Origin of the sequence: Agrobacterium sp. FDAARGOS_525 (assembly GCF_003938925.1) — a bacterium.
Taxonomy (GTDB): domain Bacteria; phylum Pseudomonadota; class Alphaproteobacteria; order Rhizobiales; family Rhizobiaceae; genus Agrobacterium; species Agrobacterium pusense.
The window spans coordinates 1,927,826-1,945,057 of record NZ_RKIU01000004.1; the positions used below are offsets into that span (position 1 = coordinate 1,927,826).

The window sequence follows — 17,232 nt, forward strand, 5'->3', positions numbered from 1 at the left end:
CGGTTTGTGCGGCACCGGCTGGGCTGGCGCATTTAGGAACATGGGGACGCCATTTTGGCGTCCCATTCGATGGGTGCGGAATGTCAGGCGCTGACGGCGACGGGGGTCGTCAGCAGATCGCGCAGGCGTTTTTTGTCGATTTTTCCGACGGCGGTGAGGGGCATGGCGTCGATGAAGCGCACACGATCCGGCAGCTTGTAATCCGCGACGCCGAGGCCGGCGAGGTGCTGGCGAATAGCCGGCGCCTTGAGAGCGGGATTGCGCGACACGACGAAGACGCAGCTCTTTTCGCCCAAAAGCTCGTCCTGCATGGCCACCAGCGCCGCATGGGTGACATCCGGATGCCGCAGGATCAGGTTTTCCACCTCTTCCGAAGCGACCTTTTCGCCGCCGCGATTGATCTGGTCCTTCACCCGGCCAACGACCCTCAGATAACCTTCGGGCGTGCGCTGCACGACGTCGCCCGAGTAATAGAAGCCATCCTTGTCGAAGACCCGGGCGCTGTGTTCGGGCGCGCGGTAATAGCCCCGGAAGGTATAGGGGCCACGCGTTGCCAGCATGCCGGCTTCGCCCTCGGGCACGTCGTTGCCGTCCTCGTCGACGATGCGGATTTCGTCATCCGGGCTGATCGGCCGGCCTTGCGTGGTGAAGACGATATGGTCGGGGTCACCGAAGCGGGTGTAGTTCACCAGACCTTCCGCCATGCCGAAGACCTGTTGCAGATCGCAGCCCAGCACTTCCGGCACCTGGCGGGCCAAAGCCTCGGCGAAGCTTGCACCGCCGACCTGCAGGAGCTTGAGGGATTTCAGCCTTTCGCGATGGGCGGGAGCCGCCTGCAGCCACAGCGCAACCGCTGGCGGCACCAGCGGCACAATGTTAACGCCGTGTTTTTCGATGAGATCGAAGCAGGCAAGTGGTTCCGGATTGGCAGCCATGACCACCGCACCGCCGGCGTGGAACACACCGAGCGCGCCGGGCGAACTCATCGGGTAATTATGCGCCACCGGAATGGCGCAGAGGAAGCGGGTCTCAGGCGAAAGGCCGCAGATTTCCGCACTGGCCCGAACGCTGTAATCATAGTCGTTATGCGTCCGGGGGATCAGTTTTGGCGTACCGGTGCTGCCACCGGAAAGCTGGAACAGCGCCACTTCATCGGCGGCGGAAGGGGCGTAAACGGGTGGGTTTTCGGCAGGGGCGGCCAGCCGCCGTTCCAGGCTCAACCGCGGATCCGTTTCGCCAAGCAGAAGGGTCAGGGTAAGCCCGGGAGAAGCCGCCTTCAGCGCCTCCAAAAATGTGTCATTGGCGAAAAGCTCGTGGCTGCGCGAGCCGATCACCAGCTTCGGCGCGATCTGCTCCGCATAGGAGGTCATTTCCAGCCGGCGATGGCTGAAAAGTGCGTTGACGGGGGCCGCGCCGATCTTAATCAGCGCGAAAAAGACGAGATAGAACTCGGCAATGTTAGGCAACTGTACCAGCGCGGTGTCGCCCTTGCCGATGCCAGCGGCGGATAGGTGTCCGGCCAGATTGGAGGATTGCCGGTCGATATCCGCGTAGGTGAAGCGGCGGTCGCCGCAGATCAGGGCCGTCGCGTCCGGCCGGCGCTCGATCTGTTCGGTGAGGATGCCGCTCAGCGGCCTGTCGATCCAGTAACCGCGCTCGCGGTACCGGCGCGTCAGATCGTCGGGCCAGCGTTGAAATTCGATTGTCATGGTTTGTCCCCGGGAAATCAGGCAGAAAGACCGCAGGCGTTCAGCATGGTCTTGAGTTTGGTCTGCACCTCGGCCCATTCGGATTCGGGCTCCGATGCCTCAACGATGCCGGCGCCGGCAAAGAGCCGCACCGTTTTTCGCTGCACGGTGCCGCACCGGATCGTCACCACCCACTCGCCATTGCCCTCAGAATCCGTCCAGCCGACCATGCCGGTGAAGAGGCCGCGCTCGAAAGGCTCGACGAAGCGGATAAGGCGATGGGCGCGCTCGGTGGGGAAACCGCAGACGGCCGGCGTCGGGTGCAACAGGCACGCAAGCTGCAGGGCATTGGTCTCGGGGTCGGCGAGGCGGCCTTCGATGCGGGTCGAAAGATGCCAGAGGGCCGCCGTGTTGATGAGGGAGGGTTTTTCAGGGACATCGAGTTCCGCGCAGACCGGCGAAAGCAGGGAGCGGATATCCTCGATAACGAGGCTGTGCTCGTAGTGGTCCTTTTCCGAAGCCGATAGCCGCTCGGCGTTGGCCTTGTCCGCGGCGGGGTCGACCATCCGCTTTGCCGATCCCGCCAGCGGGTTGGAGATGATGTTCTCACCCTGCTTGCGAATCAGGAGTTCCGGGCTGACGCCGATGAGGTCGCCGCCATCGGGCAGCGGAATACGGAACTGGTAACCTTCGCGATTCTGTTTGGCGAGACTCGCCAGCAATCTCTCGACATTGACCTCGGAAGCGAAGGTGAGTTCGCGCATAACGGAAAGTACCGCCTTACGGACATCGGAATGGCGGAAATTGACGATGGCGTGCTCTACGGCGCGTTTAAAGCCGGTCTCGTCCGGCAGGCTGTTGTGGCCGACAAGCGCGGGCATGGCCGAATCGGCGACGACCGGCGCGGTTTCTCGTGGGCTCCACTCATGGTTGTTCGGTATATAAAGGCATGAGGGTTCGCTGACATCGAAGGGGATTGCCCCAATGGCGATCGGATTGTCCTGACCAGCCCGGCGGGCCCGTTCGAAAGCGGCTTTAATCGCTTGCTGCAATGGGCTGCCCGTATCTTCTCCGCCGCGGGCCGGAAGCGTTATCCTTTCGCGAATTCCTTTGGCCCGCAACTGCCCGGTACCGGAAGTGAAAAGAAAATCTCTATTAAAATCAGCAATTTCGTCGGATTCGACGTCATTCGTCCTGAGTGCTCCCGTTTTCATGGGATGCCTCCTGTTCGAGTGGTTGACGATGGCTTATACTTGATTATGATAATCATGTTTTGTCAATCGGTGCAAATTCACATGCTAAATTTAACTCCGATGCAGGTGGCCTACTGGGTCGGTCGGGAGACGGATGGGATACTCGGAAAAGTTACGCCCCATCTTTATCTCGAGTTCGAGGGGCGAGCTCTGGAGCTGGAAAAACTGGCCGTTGCGGTCGGCAGGCTTTGCCGGCGCCACCCGATGCTGAGCCTCAGGATCGATGCGGAAGGGCGTCAATCCGTCGATCCTGATGGTCGCCCGCTGCATCTCGATGTGGAGGACATGACGGCGCTTGATGCGGAGACGCTTGCGCGCCGACTCGAGATCAAGCGCCACGCGTGGAGCCATCGCGCGACGGATCTTCGCACTGCGCCGCCCGCGGCGATTGCGCTCAGCCTGTTGCCGCATGGCCGTAGCCGGCTGCATGTGGACACGGACATGCTGGCCATCGATCCGGCCAGCGTGCGGATATTGATGGAGGACCTCGCCCGCCTTTACGACGAGGCGGACAAGGATGAGACCGCGCGTCCCCCGGCGGCGCAGCCATCCTTCTTCGACTGGACGAAACGCCTTGCGGCCGATCCTGACCTCAAGAGCGTGAGGGAATACGACCGGTCGTGGTGGCGGCAGCATATTGCGGATATTCCGGACGCGCCGCCGCTTCCATTTTTACCGGAGGATGCGTCACGCGCCGTTCATACGGACCGTTTTGCCACGATGCTTACGGTCGTTGAACGTGACGGTCTTGAACGGGCTGCGCGGCGTTGCTCGGTAACGATGTCGACCCTGTTGCTCGGTGTTTTCGCCGTGGCGCTGTCGCGGGCGATCGATTCCGAAAATTTCCGGCTCTCCGTCCCGGCTTTCTGGCGTGCACCCCTGGTTGAAGGGGTTGATTCCATCGTCGGTGAGTTTTCCAACGTGCTGGTGCTCGGCGTCGATATCAGACCCGCTGAAAGCGTCGAAGCCCTGCTCGGGCGGGTTTTCGATGACATGAACGGCCTGCTTGCCCATCAGGCCTATCCGGGCGTCAGCATCATGCGCGACCTCTCTCGCCTGCGAGGCGGTTTGCAGACCTCGCCCGTGGTTTTTACCGCCGGTGTCGACCTGCCGGGCGGCGATCTGTTTTCACAAAGGGTTGGGCAGCTGTTCGGCTCCCTGGTCCACACCGTATCGCAAGGGCCGGGGGTTGCGCTGGACGCGCAGGTCGCGAGGCTTGATGGCGGCCTGCTGATAAACTGGGATGTGCGGCTCGATGCGCTGCCTGAACCATGGCTGCGCGCCCTGTTTAAAACCTACGTGGGTCTCCTTCGCCGGCTCGCTGATCACCCGGACCTCGTTGAGGAAAGCGTGGAACGATTTGGTGCTGCGATGCCCGAACAGCTGGCCGATAAAAAAGGAAACGCCATGGAACGTCCGCTCTCGCCGCTGCAGAAGGCGTATCTCCTCGGTCGCGGCACACATCTGCCGCTCAGCGGCGTGGCGATGCAGGAGTTTCGCGAATATCGCGGCAGCATCGATCCCGCCCTGCTGCGGACCCGCCTTTCTGCCATGGTCGAGAGACATGAAAGCCTGCGCACCCGCATCGACGAGCGGCGCCTCGTGCAGATCGTGTCCGGGGAAGCGGAGATCAACCTTGATATGATCGATCTCTCGGATATTTCCCCGGCGGCGGCGGAAGCGAGGATCGATGCCGTCAGACGGGATTTTTCCCACGCCCATTTTGATCTCGCCGCCTCTCCCTGGCGGGTCACGGTCTTCCGCCTGCCGGCGTCCGAGGCAAAGGCTGATCATGTCGTGGTGTTCCTGCGTTTTGACGCTCTCATCCTTGACGGGCGGGCGATAGCCAGCCTCGCAACGGAACTTTTTGACGGTGTCCTGCCGGTCGCAATCACCGCTGCGGCTGAAACGCCAGGAGAGGATATCGCAGCAGCCCGTGCCGGGGACGCGGCCTATTGGACCGAGAAGCTGAAAGAAGCTGAAGTGCCCTCGCAGTTGCCCTGGAAAGCACCGCTCGAAACCATTCCGACGTCGCGATATAGCCGCCGGAGTCTGATTGTCGAAAAGCAGCGCTTTTCCGCCTTTGCGCGGGCCGGTGCGAAAGAGCGTCTGTTCAAGAATTCGGCGCTTACGGCGGTCATTCTTGAGGTGCTGTCGCTCTGGCTGAACGAGGGTGCGCTGGTGGTCGGCATTCCCGTCGCGCCGCAGGTGGACGGGGCCTTCGCCAACCGCTCCAGCTTCATCGCCGTCCAATGGAACGCGGCAAAAGACGATTTTGACGTGCGGGCGGCAGGCCTGCAGAGGGATGTGCTGGAAGGGCTGAACCATCTGGCTTTTTCCGGCATCGATCTCAATCGCGTGCTTCTCAATGCGAATGCGGGCGGGCTCGCCCTGCCTGTGGTGATTACCAATGGTCTCACATGGCCGACGCTTTCGCCGGATTCGGCCATGCGCTGGACGGACGGTCTGACGCAGACGCCGCAGGTCGCGCTGGATTTTCGCTTTTCGCAGAATCCGGAGGGCGATCTCGTGCTCGATATCGACTATGCGGAGCAGGCGATCGATGCGGCGATGGTGGCGGATATTCTCGCAGCCGTCGAGCGCGCGATTGCGGGGATCGCGGATAGCGGCGCTTTCGTCCTCAACGGACGCGATATTGTCGACCTGTCCCATTACCGGCTGAATGGCGATGAAGGAAACTTCGTCTGCCCGCCATTTCTGGAACGGATCGCCGGCCGTCTTTTCGAAGGAGAGCCGTCACGCACCGCGCTTGTCAGCGGCAAGCGGCGCATCGCCTATAGCGAGCTTGGCGAGATGGTGGCGCGCGTGATCACGAGCCTAAGGGCGCGCGGCATCGGTCAGGGCGATGTCGTAGCCATCTGCCTGCAGCGTAGCCCCGAACACACGGCGATCACGCTCGCCGCGGCCCTGACGGGTGCGGTCTGGGTGCCGGTCGACGCCGGTTCACCCGACGATCGCCTGCAGTATCTGCTGACCAATTGCCGCCCGGCGCTCATCGTCGCCCGCCGCGCTCCGCAGGGTTTCCAAGCTGTCGATCCGGAGGTGCTTCTGTCCACGCCCGCTCCGGCTGGCGCACCGGTCGCCATGGCGGAGTTAGCGGCGCTTTCCCGAAGCGAGGGGCCTGCATATTTTCTTTACACGTCTGGCACGACAGGCAAACCGAAATGCGTCGTGCTTTCCAACCGCGCCACGGCCAATGTCATTGGCGGCACGCTGGCGGAATGGGCGGTGACGGAACGCGACGTATTCATCTCGGTCACCCCGCTGCATCACGACATGTCGGTCTTTGATGTTTTCGGCGCGCTCGTTGCAGGGGCGACGCTGGTGCTGCCGGAACCCGGAGCGGAAAAGGATGCGGTGCGCTGGAACGAGCTGGTCGCAGAACATGGTGTCACGCTGTGGTGCTCCGTGCCTGCCATCCTCGAAATGCTTCTCGCCTGCCGCCATGGTAACCAGCTATCGTCGCTCCGGCTTGTCGCGCAGGGCGGGGACTATATCAAGCCTGTTATCATAGAAGAGCTTCGCCAGCTGAAGCCCGACCTGCGGCTGATATCGCTCGGCGGGCCAACGGAGACGACGATCTGGAGCATCTGGCACGAGATTGTTGCGGAAGATGTGGCGGCCGTGCCCTATGGCCACCCGCTGCCCGCCAATCGTTATTTCGTCCTCAACGATCACGGCGGCCATTGCCCGGCGGGCGTCGTTGGCCGCATCCATACGGCCGGCGTGAATGTCGCGATCGGCTATCTCGAAGACGGCGCGATTACCCAGACGGATTTCGTGACGATTACCGATCCGCAGGGAAACAGCGTGCGCGCCTTCCGAACCGGGGACCGCGGCCGCTACCGGCCGGATGGCAAGATCATGTTCGCGAGCCGTGTCAATGGTTACGTCAAGGTGCGGGGCGTGCGGGTCTCGCTGCCGGATGTGGAAAACGAGCTGATCCGCCACCCTTCTCTCCAGAGGGTTCTGGTTGTGGATTACGGTGTCGAGCAAAAGGGCGAGGCGGCCATCGGCGTGCTTTATGTCACGGCACCCGGCCTCGAACTCACCACTGCCGAACTGCGCGACTTTGCCCGCCGGCATCTGCCGGAATCGCATGTGCCCGGCCGGTTTCTCAAGGTTGACGATCTGCCGCTTTCGACCAATGGCAAGCCCGACCGCCGTCGCGCCCGTGAACTCTTGACCGGTGGAACGGCTGACGCGGAACCGGCAAAATTCTCCGCCTCTGCGGTTCCAGACGTCGATCACGGCGACCGCCGGGTGCTGGATATCTATCTCAGCGTATTGGGTAAAAAGCCGGCAAATGTGGATGCAGACAGCGACCTGCTGGCGCTCGGACTTTTGCCGTCGCACCTGAAAACCGTCTCGGCCGAAATTCGCGCTGTCTTCGGTGTTGACCTGACACCGCAGCAGCTTTTGCGGTGCCGCAACGCCAGGCAGGTGACGTCGCTTATGGCCGTACGGGCGGCATGAATCCCGTCATTTCGGGTGGCACGTCGCGCCCGGCAACGAAAATAGTGCAAGGAAAAACAGATGGCGCATATCGATCCCGCCGGCGGCTGGCTTCCACTGACGCAGCCGCAACTCGATTTCTGGGAGGAGTTTTCCTTCCATCCCGACGAACCGGTTTCAACCGTCGCCCATTACATCGATCTTTCCGGTGCGGTGAATGAAAGCGCGCTCCTTCAGGCGATCACACGCACCGTGCGCGAATCCGAAGTCCTGTCTATCCGCTTCCGCGTCGGCGATGATGGCGAGACGCCGCAGCAATGCTGCGACCCAAGCCATGCCCCGGTTGTGGAACTTGTCGATCTCCGCGGCAATCCCGCTCCGCTGGAGGAGGCTTTGCGGCGCATGAATGCGGATGTGGAAGCGCGGCTCGATCTCACGGCCGACAGGCTCTCGGCGCAGCTCCTCTACCGTATCGCCGATGATCGTTACCTTTGGTATATCCGCGCCCATCATATCGTCGTTGATGGTTATGGGCTGACGCTGGTGGAGCAGCGCTGCGGCCAGCTTTACGGGCACTATTGCGGTAAGGGTGAAGCGGGTCCGGATTTTCACCCCTTCGGTGATTTCCTGGCGGAAGAGGAAGCCTACAAGCGGAGCCGGCGTTTCGAAAAGGATCGCTATTTCTGGACAGCCTATCTCGCCGCACCCGCCGATCTCCCGGTGCTGGACAAGGATTGCGAGGATTATGGCGGCGGCGGCCTGCATGCAGATGCGGCCTTGCCGCCCGGTTTCAGCACGCGGTTGCAACGACTGGCCGGCGCACTGGAGATTGGCTGGCCCGATCTTCTGGTGCTGCTTTCCGGTCTTTATCTCCACCGGGTGCTGCCCCGTCCGGATCGTGATTTCCTGACACTGTGGCTGCCTTTCATGAGCCGCTGGGGCAGTGTCGGCGCCCATATGCCGGCCATGCTCGTCAACATCCTGCCGTTCCACCTCACCATCGAGCCTGGAGAGGACGTCGGCGCATTTCTGACGCGCAACGCCGCCAATCTGCGGAAGCAGCGCCTGCACGGCCGCTACCGTATTGAACAGATCGCCTCCGACCGGGAAATACCGAAAGGCCGGCGCTTCTTCTTCTCGCCGCTCATCAATGTCCTGCCATTCAGCGCGCCGGTGTTTGCCGGGCTCACCGTTGCCAGGCACATTCTGGCGAATGGTCCCGGCGACGGGTTCAACCTTACCTTCCGCGGTGAAGATGACGGCAGCGAACTGAACCTGCACATCGATGCGGACTCGGCGCTGACACAAGCTGAAGACTTCGCCCGCTACCGTAAAGAGCTGCCATTGTTCCTCGATGCCATGCTGCGCGAGGAGGCCTTGGCGCTTGCGGCGGTGGAGGCGTCCACGGCGTTCCGCCTGGCGGTCTGAGGTATGACGGCGTGCGGATGCAGGGGCCGCGCCAGGACATTCTCATCAGCGTTCAAAGACAAAATAACCCGGCTCCGTCAGGCGAAGCCGGGTTTTCCTTGGCAGGTCCTGCTCAGGCGAGCGTCGTCAGCACGCGGTCCGAAGCGCCGGTTTCCGCAAAACGGCTGAAGATGCCGCTGGTGGTGCTGCGCAGCCGCTCGACATCCTCAGGTCCATAACGGTCCGAACGGTAGCTCATCAGCACGCGAATGGAGCGATCGCCGCCGATCGTCTCTTCCATTACCTCGAACTGCAGCCCCAGCATGGATTCGTGTTTGTCCGGATCGATCTGGCGGAATTCGACCGCCCTGCCATCCGGCCCCGCAAGGGCGCCGTTCAGCTTGTTCTTGGCGTGGATCTGGATGAAGACCTCGAACAAATGGTCGCGACCCGGCGTCATGCCCAGTGCTTCCTCCACGAGATCGATCGGGATTTCGCTGTGTTCCAGCGAGCCATTGATGGTGTTCTTCACCGAGGAAATCAGTTCGCCGACGGTCATCGGTTCCGTGAAACGAACGCGATGGGCGACGACCGTGGTGAAATAACCGATCGTATCGAAATAATTGCTGTCGGTGCGGCCCGAAGCCGAGGTGCCAACCACGAGATCGCTCAGCCCGCCGAGATGGCGCAGTGATGCGGCAATCGCGGCATAGACCACGTTGAACAGCGAGGCGCTGTTCTGCCTGGCAATGGCGTAAAGCCCGTCGCTGACATGTTTTTCCAGCTTGAACTCGATCCAGCCGCCCGCCGGTGCTTCGTCCTGCGGTGCCTCGTGCGGTGTGCTTTCCTGTCCGTTGAGGGTAAGGCCGTTCGACGCATCCCGCAACATATCGGTCCAGTAGGCAAGGTGGCTGGAATTGACGCCTGACGCGACCTGTTGTCTTGCAAATTCGTGGAACGGGGCTGGTTTGGTCGCAAAGACCGGGGCAACGCCCGTCGCCCTTGCCCGGTAAGCCTCGGTCAGCTCGTCCATCATCAGGTTCACCGACCATTCGTCCAGCACGATGTGATGGAAGAGGAAGGAAAGCACCTGACGGCCGGTGTGGGGGTCGCGCAGGAAGCGCAGCCGCATCGGCAGTTCGCGCGCCAGATCGAAGCGCCAGCCAGCCTCGGCGTGGCGGTCCACCCCTTCGCTTTCTTCGCTGGTCCAGAACCATTTGTAACCGGGCAGATCATGCATTGGCACGATCCTCTGCAGAACCGTATCGTTTTCGACGTAGAAATGGGTCCGCAGGCCAGGATGGCGCTCGATTATATCGAGGAAGGCACATTCGAAGGCGGTCTCATCGACCGGATCGAGGAAATCGAGCGCGAAGGGAATGTTGAAGATTTCGCCGAAACCGAAAGCGGCATAGGCTTTCCAGAGCGACATCTGCGCCAGCGAAAGCGGCGCGGACAGCGAGCCGCTCGCCGTCGCGTCCGCCTGCGCAGGCGCAGCGGTTGCGAGCCGCGTCGCCTGTTTTGCGAGCGTGGCGGCGGTCGGGTAGCTGAACAGATCGTTGAAACGCAGCTCGATGCCGTGATTGGCGAGAAGGCGGCCGATGATGCGGGTCGCGATCAGCGAATGGCCACCGAAATCGAAGAAATCGTCATCCGGCCCCATGTCGGGTGAGACGAGCGCTTCACGGAACTCGGCGAGGATCGTTTCGACGGTGTCGTCCTTCTGAGCGGACGCACTGGGCGAAAGGGCTGCCTGCTGCGGTGCTGCCGCGGCGTCTTGAGGGACGACCTCGGAAAAATCCGTGCCGCCTTCAAGATGGCTGACGAAGCGCTCCAGGAGGAAGGCCGTCGCATGTGGCGATGTTTCCCTGCCGCCCGTCAATTCGAGGCGGATTTCGCCCGCGGCCGTCGGCCCGACGGCAAGTGTCAGGCCGAGGCCGGATTGCAGGGAGGGCAGGGGCAGGTGCTCGAAGTGAAGACCATGTTCCGATATGGCCTGAACAGGTGTCGCAAGCGCCTGCAGCGTTAAGGTGACCTTTGCGCCTCCATTGTCGGTTCGTTGCTCCAGCCCCGACAGCACGGCATTTTCAGCCTGTTCGGACGATTGGTCGCGGGTGATCGCTATCCGCGCCACGGACTCGGCTGAAATCGGTGTGGCTGCGCCGAGGCCGGGCCGCAGGCGAAGGGTTACTGTTTCGGGGCCGCCGCTTCTTGTCAGGAAAAGCGCAAAACGCGATCCGGCACGCGCGAGGATCGCGTTTGCAGCCGTGGAGCTGTGGAGGCCGAGCAGGGAAGCCGCAAGGTCGACGCCATGGCTATGGCTCGCGGGCCTGTCAATTGTGTTCCGCCGCAGCGCCACGACAGTCGAGCCGGTGGCCGGACGTTGCAGCCAGCCAAGCGGAAGCGGGTCGACGCTGTCACTTTCGACCGCACGCGGCGAAAGCGGTTTCGGCGTTCCACCGGCATAGGCCGCCGTAATACCGTCCAGCAGGATCTGCGGCGAGAGGACCTCGCCCAGCAGGGCATGGAGCAAAAATGCCAGCAGGATTTCACCTTCGCTCAAAAGCACGACGGCCTGGAAAGGCGGGTCGGTCTCGGCATCAAAGGGCCTCCCCTGAAGGTCGTGCAGCAAAGTCAGTGCCTCCTCTGCCGAGGGGACATGCAGCAGCTGCACGATGGATGCGGATGGAGCCTCAATACTCTTGGCAAGCGTACCGTCCTCGCCAAAGGCAAAGCGCGCACGAAGCTCGGGCCAGACCTCACAAACCGTCTTCAGTGCAGAGGTTAGACGCAGCAGATCGCATTCTTCACCGATCCGATAGGCGATAAGCTGCCGAAAGACCTGATCGGGATCCTGAAACTGTTCGAACCAGACCCGTTCCTCATATTGGCTCGGCAGGGCCTCCCCTTCGTTGTGGAAGCCTTCTTCGATGCGACGTGCGAGCATACGTGTGTTGTCTGCTGCCATGGTCCTCTCCTTGGTATAGTCGGAAATCGCGCTCCGGCGCGAAACGTGCCGGTTCGCGGGATCAATGTCCCGCGCGCGACCGTTCGATGAGTGCCTGCCACGCGGCAAGCGTTGGCCGCCGGGCCAGATCGTCATAAGCGAGCCGCGCTCCCGCAAGCTGTGAAAGCGGCTGCATCAGGCGCATGAGGGCAAGCGAATGAAGCCCATAGCCGAACAGGTTGTCCCCCGGTTCGATATCGCGCACTTCATCTTCCAGAACCCTTGCGAGAAGGGCCCTGAGTTGCGTCATAATCGCTTCCGCATCCCGCATGGCAGCCGTCGTGATTGCCGGGTTACTCATCGAAATGATCGTGAACGCCGCTCGCGCCGCGCCGCCAGTAGCCGGAAGCACGGGTCCATTTGGAGTTGGCGCCAAATTCCTCGACCAGAAGGGCGCGAACCGCCTTTGCGGTCTTCGATTCGCAGGCGACCCAGCTGAAGAAGTCGCCCTTTGGCAGTTCGAGCTGGCGCAGGGCGCTCGTTAATGCATCGTGGTCGGTTCCGTTGTCCGGCCTCTGCGTTATCCAGACGATCGATGCGTCCGCCCTGGTTACGAGCTCCAGCCGGTCCGCCTCCGTTTCGACTTCGATCAGCGCCACGACGGGTGTGCCCGCAGGCATCTCCTCCAGTCGCCGTGCCAGCGCGGGAAGGCCGGTATCGTCGGCGATCAGCAGGTGCCAGTCATAGGTGAAGGGAACGGTGAAGGAACCGCGTGGGCCGGCGATCCATGCCTTGTCACCAACTTTCGCGTTCTTCGCCCAGTTGCTGGCCGGGCCATCGTGATGGGTGGCGAAATCGATGGCGAGTTCGCCTTTTTCGGCATCGAAGCTGCGCGGCGTGTAGTCACGCGCCAGCGGCCGCGGCGCGCCTTCCGGGAATTCAATGCCGTTCGGGCCGATCACCGGCAGGGTCGGTTCGGTTTGGCCGGGCTGGGGGAAGAACATTTTGACGTGGTCGTCAAAACCGAGGCTCGTAAAGCCCTCCAGTTCCGGCCCGGTCAGCACGATGCGTACCATGGATCGGCTGAGTTTTTCGGTCCGCGCCACGTCCAGCGCGCGCAGCTTCACGGCGTGGCGGTGGCGTTTGGGAGTGCGGTCCGGAAGGGCGGAATCCATGGTTTCTGGCATGCTCATGCTGCTGTCTTTCCTGGGATGACGCCGGCGGGTTCGGCGGTCTCGCTGTCCCGGGTCGGCGTGCCGGATGATCGCGCGTTGGGGTTCTCATCCGGCGCGATATTCCGGCGTCGTTGCGTCAAGATGCGCGGACCATAACAGGCGGTTTCCGCCCCGGCAATATAAGTTTCTTCGAAAACTCAAGTTTATGCCCGGCACGTGATCGTGCCGGGATTTGTCGGGCAGAAAGGTGGTCAGCGGCGGCCTGCCCAGCTTTCCACTTCATCCAATGTATGGAGCGCGCTCGGAATGGAAGGCGTCGTCACCCTGGTGGAATCGAGGAAAACAATCCTTTTCTCGCGTGCCGGTTTTACGAAACGCTCCCAGCCGGGAATGATCTTTTCAAGCGCGGCGCGGGTTCCCGCCTCGCCGCGGGCTGGGCTGGTATAGCTGTTCATCACCACAAGCAGATCGGGATTGAGCTTGCCGAATGCTTCGGCGCTCAGCGGCATCATCAGGGTCGAGCCCATTCCGCCCGAAGAGCCGGCGCTGTCGATCTTCAGCCTGACATAACCGAGATCCTCTATTGCCTGCACCGCGCCGGACATGTTCCCCACGGCGTTGATCTGGTCCGTCAGCAGGATCGCGAGATAAGTCTTGCCGTTGATATCTTCACCCAGCGTCTTTTTGACGGCGGCGAGCTTGGTGTCATAAATCTTCCGACGCTCAGCGAAGACATCGCTTCGCCCAACCAGATCTGCAAGGTCTTCCTCCACGCTGAAGCCATAGGCTTTGCCGGCGCTTGCTTTTTGCAGATAGACAGGTGCGACTGTGGAGAGCTGTTCGGCCTTGCCGCTGTCCATTTCCGTGGCGACGATGAGGTCCGGTTGCAGCGCCCGCAGCTTTTCGAGGTCGATTTGGCCGACAGCGCCGAAACCCTTCGGTTTCGCGTGGCCTTCGCCAAGAACGGTATCAACGAAATCGACGGCGGTTGCGAATTTGCCGTCGCTGTTGCGGCCATAGGCGCCGACCACATCAGCGCCAAGATCCATCAGCGGCACGCCCAGAAGCGGCTCGTGCATGACGACAATGCGCTGCGGCTTTTCCGGAACGGAGACGGTGCGGCCGGCGGCATCGGTCACGCTGCGCTCGGCGGCGAGACTCGTTCCGGCGGCCAGAAGTGCGGCGACGAGGATGGCAATTCGCATGGCATTCCCTTTATTCGATATATTAGTGAGCGGTGGTTCTGCGCAACGCCTGCAGGCGCAGCGTGAGGATGAAGAGCGGCACGCCGATCAGCGTCAGCGCAAGGCCAATCGGCATCGGCACATCCGCCACCAGCCCGCGCGAGAGCGTATCGGCGGCGACCACCAGAATGCCGCCGGTAAGCCCCGACAGGAAAAGCCTGGCGCGGCCGACAGCGGGCGAAACGAAGGTGGCGAGATGCGGGGCGATGACGCCGAGAAATGTCAGCGGGCCGACGGCGGTAACGGAGGAGGCGCTTAGAATTACCGCAAACACAATGACGAGCGGTCGCGAATGCCTGACGGTTTCTCCGAGTGCCATGGCCATCTCGCTGCCAAGATCGAACACGGCAAGCGCCCGGCCAATGAGGAAAATGCCGGCAAGGCTTGCTGCAAAGAGGGGAGCAAAAACGATGATGGTCGGCCAGCTTGCCTGAAACAGCGAACCGGCCATCCAGTCCGCCAGCGAAAGCGAGGTTTCGGCTGGCGTATAGAGCAGAAGCACCGATGAGACAGAGGAAAGCGCCGCCTCAATTGCGATGCCCATCAGCAATATGGCAAGGCCGCTCGAGCGTTCGCGCCCGACAAGCGCGATCAAAAGGAAGGCCACGGCCAGGCCTCCGCCGACAGCCGCAAAAGCCACCAGCGTCTTGGGGGCCGTTGGCACCAGCACCAGAAGCAGCATGATGGTGGTCATCGACCCCTGGCTCAGGCCGAACAGGCCGGGATCGGCGAGCGGATTGCGCGCGACGGATTGCAGCATCGCGCCTGCCAGCGCCACACTCCAGCCAGCCATGAAGCCGAGCAGGATGCGCGGCAGCCGTACCGTCCACAGCGCATAGGCCTGATCATCGCCGAGATGCCCGCCGGCAAACCCGTGCAGGAGATCAATAAGGCCCGTTTCGGTATTGCCGAGGCTGACGGACACGGCGGCGATCGTCAACGCCAGCGCAACCAGCGTCAGGCCGGCCGTCAGATTGCCAATACCGATCTGCAGCCCGCCGGGCAACCTGAGAACGGCTTTCCCGTCCGTGGCAAAATCCCGTTTCACGATAGCCCCCTTGCCGAAGGCGACAGATAGAAACGCTTGACGATGACGATGAAAACGAGGCCGCCAAGCAGGTCCATGAACAGCCCGGTATTGACCACGTAGGGCGCAAACAGGGTTTCCGCGCCAAGATCGGCGAGCACGCAGATGCTCGCGCCGACAAGCGCGGAGGCCGGCAAAGCAAGCGTGAAATTCACGCCGACCAGCGGCCGGATCATATGTGGCACGATAAGGCCGACGAAACCGATCGGGCCGCAGATCGCTACCGCCGAGCCTGACGCCAGCATGGTGGCAAACAGTGCGAGCCGGGAAATACGCGTGACATTCACGCCGGCGGAAGCGGCTTTTTCCGCGCCCAGCAGAACGAGCGTCAGCGGCCGCGCGACCGATAGCAAAATCACCATTGCAATGGCGCCGATCCACCAGAAATCGGTGAGCCGTTCGATATAGACATGGTTGATATTGCCGCCAACCCAGCTCAGGAATTCGGCCCGACGCGTTGGGTTGGAAAGAAGCAGGGCGTTTGTCACGCCGATCAGCAGCATGGAAACCAGCGCTCCGGAAAGGATGAGCGACAGACCGCGCGGATCGTTCACCCGCCCGGCAAGACGCGCGACAACGAAGCAGGCGGCAAAACCGAAGCCGGCGCCCGCAAGCGCGGCAAGGCCCTGTGCCTCAGCAGAGAGATCGAACAGCAGCGCGCCGGCGATCACGAAAAGCGTCGCTCCGGCATTCAGCCCAAGGGTCGAGGGCGAGGCGAGGGGATTGCGGGCAAGCCCCTGCAGCACGCAGCCGCTGACGGCGGTTGTGGCGCCCACATAGATGGCAATCAGCGACCGTGGAATTTGCTGATAGAGGAGCACCGATTGTTCATAGCTATCGGCCTCCCCGCGCCAGAGCGTCGCCATGACTTCGGCAGGCGGCATGTCGCCGGACATGACGAACAGATTGACGGCGAGGATGGCGGCCAGCAACAGCGCCGCGGCAAGGATCAGCGTTGTTTTCGCGATCATGCCGGAATGGCCTGTTCCTGTCGTTCCAGCCGGGGCACGCAGATGAGACGCCCCTGTCTGGAAAATATATCGGCTTCGAGGTCGAAGATTTCAGCAACATTTTCGGGTGTGACCGTGTCTGCTACCGGCCCTGATGCCAGAACCTGCCCGGCCTTCAGCATGATGACGTCGTCGGCGAAAGTGGCGGCGAGATTGAGATCGTGCAGCACGACGATAACGGTCTTGCCGTGCCTGTCGGTCAGCTCGCGCACAAGGCCAAGAACGGCATATTGATATTTCATGTCGAGATGGTTGACCGGCTCGTCCATCAGGATCACGTCCGTATCCTGCGCCAGCACCATGGCGATGAAGGCGCGCTGGCGCTGCCCGCCGGAAAGCGTGTTGACCTGCGCTCTCGCCTTGTCCTCCAGCCCGACCGTCTTCAGCGCCCCGGCGAAAAGCGCCCGGTCACGCTCGCTCGGGCCGCCGGCAAGGCCGTAGCGTGCATAACCGGCAAGCTCGATCAACTCGCCGAGCGTCATATAGTCGGGGCAATGGCATTCCTGCGGCAGATAGGCGATGCGGCGCGCGAGATCCCTGCGTCCGATGTCGCCCAGCGAACGCTCGCCAAGCCTTATCGCGCCCGATGACAAAGGCACGAAACCCATGATGGTTTTCAACAGCGTCGACTTGCCACAGCCATTGGGGCCGACCAGCGCCGTGACGCGACCGCTGTGGAAGCGGCAAGAAAGCCCACGCAGGACGGGAACGTGGCCATAGCTGGCGTGAAGGTCCGTGGCGTCAAGCACCGGATACAACTCCTGTTAGTCATGCGCTCATGCGTCGAGACGCCACATGAGGATTATAAGTCTTTGAATCTTAACATCGAACCTGCGGGAAATGGGCTCCTTCCCGACGGGCGCGACACTCTGGTCTTGAAGCGACACTAAACTATAGTAAAACTCTCCACAAATCGAAATTTGCCGATTCAACGCGCGGTTTTCT

The 17,232-nt window shown here is 62.0% G+C and carries 11 protein-coding genes; 2 read left to right on the forward strand and 9 right to left on the reverse strand.

The window, feature by feature from the left end; translation table 11 throughout:
- Window positions 1–83: 83 nt before the first annotated feature.
- Together EGT36_RS25405 and EGT36_RS25410 are read right to left on the reverse strand one after the other, a co-directional pair.
- Window positions 84–1,709, reverse strand: coding sequence for a (2,3-dihydroxybenzoyl)adenylate synthase (locus tag EGT36_RS25405; protein ID WP_125271297.1), 1,626 nt, complete (start codon window positions 1,707–1,709; stop codon window positions 84–86).
- Between the two features lie 17 nt (window positions 1,710–1,726).
- Window positions 1,727–2,902: an isochorismate synthase gene (locus EGT36_RS25410; protein WP_125271298.1), complete on the reverse strand. Its 1,176-nt coding sequence runs from the start codon at window positions 2,900–2,902 to the stop codon at window positions 1,727–1,729.
- Window positions 2,903–2,983: 81 nt separating this feature from the next.
- On the opposite strand from EGT36_RS25410, the gene EGT36_RS25415 reads away from it, so the two are divergent.
- Window positions 2,984–7,438, forward strand: a complete 4,455-nt coding sequence (locus tag EGT36_RS25415; protein ID WP_125271299.1) for a non-ribosomal peptide synthetase — start codon at window positions 2,984–2,986, stop codon at window positions 7,436–7,438.
- Window positions 7,439–7,498: 60 nt separating this feature from the next.
- The gene (locus EGT36_RS25420; protein WP_125271300.1) at window positions 7,499–8,845 is read left to right on the forward strand and encodes a condensation domain-containing protein; all 1,347 of its coding nucleotides are present in this window, start codon (window positions 7,499–7,501) and stop codon (window positions 8,843–8,845) included.
- 112 nt (window positions 8,846–8,957) lie between these two features.
- Here the strand turns inward: EGT36_RS25420 and EGT36_RS25425 are convergent, their stop codons facing one another.
- From EGT36_RS25425 to EGT36_RS25455, 7 genes are all read right to left on the reverse strand, one after another.
- Window positions 8,958–11,792, reverse strand: coding sequence for a condensation domain-containing protein (locus EGT36_RS25425; protein ID WP_125271301.1), 2,835 nt, complete (start codon window positions 11,790–11,792; stop codon window positions 8,958–8,960).
- 61 nt (window positions 11,793–11,853) lie between these two features.
- Window positions 11,854–12,132, reverse strand: a complete 279-nt coding sequence (locus EGT36_RS25430) for a phosphopantetheine-binding protein (protein WP_034496885.1) — start codon at window positions 12,130–12,132, stop codon at window positions 11,854–11,856.
- Complete coding sequence (locus EGT36_RS25435) at window positions 12,125–12,964, reverse strand: siderophore-interacting protein (RefSeq protein WP_125271302.1); 840 nt, start codon at window positions 12,962–12,964, stop codon at window positions 12,125–12,127. The genes EGT36_RS25430 and EGT36_RS25435 overlap by 8 nt, the downstream gene beginning before the upstream one ends.
- Window positions 12,965–13,197: 233 nt before the next feature.
- Complete coding sequence (locus EGT36_RS25440) at window positions 13,198–14,151, reverse strand: ABC transporter substrate-binding protein (protein WP_125271303.1); 954 nt, start codon at window positions 14,149–14,151, stop codon at window positions 13,198–13,200.
- Between the two features lie 22 nt (window positions 14,152–14,173).
- Window positions 14,174–15,238, reverse strand: a complete 1,065-nt coding sequence (locus tag EGT36_RS25445; protein WP_034496879.1) for a FecCD family ABC transporter permease — start codon at window positions 15,236–15,238, stop codon at window positions 14,174–14,176.
- On the reverse strand, window positions 15,235–16,248 hold the full coding sequence (locus tag EGT36_RS25450) for a FecCD family ABC transporter permease (protein ID WP_125271304.1): 1,014 nt from the start codon (window positions 16,246–16,248) through the stop codon (window positions 15,235–15,237). The genes EGT36_RS25445 and EGT36_RS25450 overlap by 4 nt, the downstream gene beginning before the upstream one ends.
- Window positions 16,245–17,045 carry an ABC transporter ATP-binding protein gene (locus EGT36_RS25455; RefSeq protein ID WP_034496875.1) on the reverse strand — a complete coding sequence of 267 codons (801 nt, stop codon included), beginning with the start codon at window positions 17,043–17,045 and terminating at the stop codon, window positions 16,245–16,247. Before EGT36_RS25455 ends, EGT36_RS25450 begins: the two co-directional genes overlap by 4 nt.
- Window positions 17,046–17,232 lie beyond the last annotated feature (187 nt).

Excerpts from the sequence above, each read along its gene's own strand:
- EGT36_RS25405 (WP_125271297.1), bottom strand. The coding sequence starts at position 1,709 with ATGACAATCGAATTTCAACGCTGGCCCGACGATCTGACGCGCCGGTAC.
- EGT36_RS25410 (WP_125271298.1), bottom strand. The coding sequence starts at position 2,902 with ATGAAAACGGGAGCACTCAGGACGAATGACGTCGAATCCGACGAAATT.
- EGT36_RS25415 (WP_125271299.1), top strand. The coding sequence starts at position 2,984 with ATGCTAAATTTAACTCCGATGCAGGTGGCCTACTGGGTCGGTCGGGAG.
- EGT36_RS25420 (WP_125271300.1), top strand. The coding sequence starts at position 7,499 with ATGGCGCATATCGATCCCGCCGGCGGCTGGCTTCCACTGACGCAGCCG.
- EGT36_RS25425 (WP_125271301.1), bottom strand. The coding sequence starts at position 11,792 with ATGGCAGCAGACAACACACGTATGCTCGCACGTCGCATCGAAGAAGGC.
- EGT36_RS25430 (WP_034496885.1), bottom strand. The coding sequence starts at position 12,132 with ATGAGTAACCCGGCAATCACGACGGCTGCCATGCGGGATGCGGAAGCG.
- EGT36_RS25435 (WP_125271302.1), bottom strand. The coding sequence starts at position 12,964 with ATGAGCATGCCAGAAACCATGGATTCCGCCCTTCCGGACCGCACTCCC.
- EGT36_RS25440 (WP_125271303.1), bottom strand. The coding sequence starts at position 14,151 with ATGCGAATTGCCATCCTCGTCGCCGCACTTCTGGCCGCCGGAACGAGT.
- EGT36_RS25450 (WP_125271304.1), bottom strand. The coding sequence starts at position 16,248 with ATGATCGCGAAAACAACGCTGATCCTTGCCGCGGCGCTGTTGCTGGCC.